Annotated in this window: 1 pseudogene; it reads left to right on the top strand. The window is 42.2% G+C overall.

From position 1 onward, the window contains the following. Window positions 1–704 (top strand): annotated as a pseudogene (locus ACFIL8_RS11825) (hypothetical protein); the annotation flags it as partial.

Genomic DNA, 704 nt, shown 5'->3' with positions numbered 1-704 from the left:
TGTATCGGAAGCATTTGCTGGTGTAGGAACATCTTTTGAGAATCTTCAAAAAGAGTTTACTCAAAACAACACGGAGGTTACTGAAAATATTAAGCAGAATGCGTTGTTGTGGAGTGATTCTGAAAAGGCGTTTGTAGCAACACATGGAGAGGGTGATGAGAAAGGCAACAGTAAAATTAAGTTTCTTTCCAATGGAGAGGTTTCTGCAAGCTCAAGTGAAGCGGTCAATGGTTCTCAGCTTTTTGAGACGAATAAGACTGTTGCAACTTATTTAGGTGGTGGCGCTGAATATAAAGAAGGTCAATGGAGTACTCCAAGCTTCAAAGTTAAGATCGTCAAAGAAGATGGCAGTGCCGTTGAAGAGCAGAGCTATGATGATGTTGCGTCTGCCTTTGCTGGTGTTGGTGATTCATTCATGAATATTCATAAAGAGCTTCAGAATGAGATTAATAAAGTTGTAGGAGATAGTCTTGTTAAGCAGGATGATGCTACGAAGGTAATCAAGATAGGTGGTGAAAAAGAGGGTAGTGCAATCACAATTGCAAACATGAATGGTGATACACGTAGTCTCTCTGGCGTGAAAGCTGGAACACTTTCTGAAGGCTCGACGGAAGCCGTGAATGGTTCTCAGCTTTATTCCTTGCATCAGACGCTAGCGATGTATTTAGGAGGAGGAGCTAGCTATGAAGGTGGCGAATGGAGGG

This window comes from Bartonella sp. AP57NXGY, assembly GCF_042195805.1.
GTDB lineage: Bacteria > Pseudomonadota > Alphaproteobacteria > Rhizobiales > Rhizobiaceae > Bartonella.
Note: the sequence above shows the minus strand (reverse complement) of the source record. Positions and strands in the feature narration are given on the sequence as shown.